This is a genomic window from Streptomyces sp. NRRL S-87 (assembly GCF_000719335.1).
In the GTDB taxonomy this organism is placed as follows: domain Bacteria; phylum Actinomycetota; class Actinomycetes; order Streptomycetales; family Streptomycetaceae; genus Streptomyces.
Genome location: NZ_JOGB01000136.1, coordinates 1 through 2,768 on the forward strand (window position 1 = coordinate 1; position 2,768 = coordinate 2,768).

General features: G+C 78.4%; 1 protein-coding gene. It reads left to right on the top strand.

Going from position 1 to position 2,768, the window contains the following annotated elements; genetic code table 11:
• The first annotated feature begins 515 nt into the window (after positions 1-515).
• Positions 516-2,726, top strand: a complete 2,211-nt coding sequence (locus IF43_RS0135335; protein ID WP_051796843.1) for a primosomal protein N' — start codon at positions 516-518, stop codon at positions 2,724-2,726.
• The last annotated feature ends 42 nt before the right edge of the window (positions 2,727-2,768 follow it).

Here is a 2,768-nt window from a genome sequence, read left to right on the forward strand (position 1 = left end):
GCCCAGACCGCCGCCTACGGCCACTTCGGCCGCGAGCTGCCCGACTTCACCTGGGAGCGCACCGACCGCGTCGACGCCCTCCGCACGGCAGCCGGTCTGTAGGCACCGGTTTGTAAGCACTGGTCTGCAGCACTCGTCTGCACGACCTCGGCCCCGGCCCCGGACCCCTCGGTCCGGGGCCGTCGGCGTTGGCGGCGGTGTCAGCGGGCTTTGGTAAGAATGCTGGTGTGACCAGCGCGAACGAACCCCGCGAGGCCGCCGGGAGGGCCCGGGGGCAGGAAACGGCTGCCCGGGGGCGGGAAACGGCTGCCCGGGGGCCGCAGTCCGCCGGGGACCGGCGCCCTCCCGCGGCGCGGGGGCCCGTCGGGGGGCCGCATGGCGCGGGTGAGCGGGAGGAACCGCAGGAGACCGGAGAGCGGGAGGGTCCGCGGGCGGCCGGGGAGCGGGAGGGTCGGGGGGCCGGTGCGGGGCCGCGGCAGGAGGCGGGCGGAGGGCCGCCGGAGCAGCTCGCGCTCATCCGGGAGACGGTGCGGGCCGCCAAGGCCGCCGCGCCCCGGGCAAAGCCGCGCACCTGGCGCGGCGCACCGCTCGCCGAGCAGCTGCCCGTCGCCCGGATCCTGGTGAACAAGGGCGTGCTCCACCTCGACCAGCTCTGGGACTACGCCGTCCCCGCCGAACTCGACGAGGCCGCCCAGCCCGGGGTGCGGGTCCGCGTCCGCTTCGGCGCGGGGGCGCACCAGGTCCGCGAGGGCCGCCGGGAGGGCGGCGGGCTGATCGACGGGTTCATCGTCGAGCGCCGCGCCGAGAGCGACTACAACGGCCCGCTGGCCGCGCTCGCGCACGTGGTCTCGCCCGAGCCCGTCCTCACCCCGCGCCTGCTCGCCCTCACCCGGGCCGTCGCCGACCGGTACGCCGGGAGCCTCGCCGACGTCCTGCAACTGGCCGTGCCGCCGCGCAACGCCCGCGCCGAGTCCCGGCCCTCGCCCGACCCGCTGCCCCCGCCGCCCGCCCCCGAGCCCGGTGGCTGGCAGCGCTACCCGGCCGGGCCCGCCTTCCTGGGTGCGCTGGCCGCCGGTCGCAACCCGCGTGCCGTCTGGACCGCGCTGCCCGGCCCGGGCTGGCCCGACGAGCTGGCCCGCGCGATGGCCGCCGCCCTGTCCGCCGGTCGGGGCGCCCTCGCCGTACTGCCCGACGGGCGGTCGGTGGCCCGGCTGGACGCCGCCCTGACCGCCCTCCTCGGAGACGGCCGCCACGCGGTGCTGACCGCCGAGTCCGGTCCGGAGAAGCGCTACCGCCAGTGGCTGGCCGTGCACCGCGGTTCCGTGCGGGCCGTGATCGGGACCCGGTCTGCCATGTTCGCGCCCGTACGGGACCTGGGCCTGGTCGCGATCTGGGACGACGGCGACTCCAGCCACAGCGACGACAACGCGCCCTTCCCGCACGTGCGGGAGGTCCTGGAACTGCGCTCGGCGCACGAGGAGTGCGCCTTCCTGCTCGGCGGCACCAGCTGCACGGTCGAGGCGGCGCAGCTGGTGGAGTCCGGCTGGGCCCGGCCGGTGACGGCCGACCGCGACGAGGTGCGGGCCGCCGCGCCGCTCGTGCGCACGGTCGGTGAGGACGACCTGGCCCGTGACGAGGCCGCCCGGGCCGCCCGGCTGCCCACCCTCGCCTGGCAGGCGGTGCGCGAGGGCCTCAAGACCGGCCCGGTGCTGGTCCAGGTCCCGCGCCGCGGGTACGTGCCCCGGCTGGCCTGCGAGCGGTGCCGTACCCCGGCCCGCTGCACGGCCTGCGCGGGGCCGCTGGAGGCGCCGGACGAGCGGGCGCTGCGCTGCGGCTGGTGCGGGCGCGGCGAACCGGACTGGCACTGCGGCGCCTGCGGTTCGGCACGGCTGCGGGCCAGCATCGTGGGCGCCCGGCGGACGGCCGAGGAGCTCGGCCGGGCCTTCCCGGCGGTGCCGGTGCGCACCTCGGGGCGGGACCACGTACTGGACTCCGTACCGGACCGCCCGGCGCTGATCGTGTCCACACCGGGCGCGGAGCCGGTGGCCGAGGGCGCCGGGTACGCGGCCGCCCTGCTGCTCGACGGCTGGGCGATGCTCGGCTTCCCCGACCTGCGGGCGGGCGAGGAGGCGCTGCGCCGGTGGATCACGGCCGCCTCGCTGGTGCGGGGGGACGGCACGGTCGTCGTGGTCGCCGAGCCGTCGCTCCGGCCCGTGCAGGCGCTCGTGCGCTGGGACCCGGTCGGGCACGCGGTGCGGGAGCTGTCCGAACGGGCGGAACTGCACTTCCCGCCGGTGTCGCGGATGGCGGCGGTGACCGGCCGGCCCGACACCCTGGAGGCCTTCCTCGCCGGCGCGGCCCTGCCGTCCGACGCGGAGATTCTGGGGCCGGTTCCGGTTCCGGTTCCGGTTCGGGTGCCGGTTCGGGTCGGGGCCGGCGGGCCGGTGGCGGGTGCTGGTGCCGGTGCTGGTGCCGGTGCTGGTACGGGTTCGGGTGCGCGCGCGGGGGCTCGTTCGGGCGGGGGCGGGGCTCGGCGCGGTGGAGCGGGGGGCGGCGAGGCCGGGGGCGGCGACGGGGGGATGGCGCGGGCGCTGGTTCGGGTTCCGCCCGGGTCGGGGGCGGCTCTGGCCGCCGCGCTGAAGGCAGCCCAGGCGGCCCGACTGGCCAAGGGGCCTGCGGCTGCGGATCCGATTCGGGTGCGGATCGATCCGTTGGATATTGGGTGATGGCGGGTCCGTCACCGGTGGCGGGTGGCGGGTGGCGGGTGG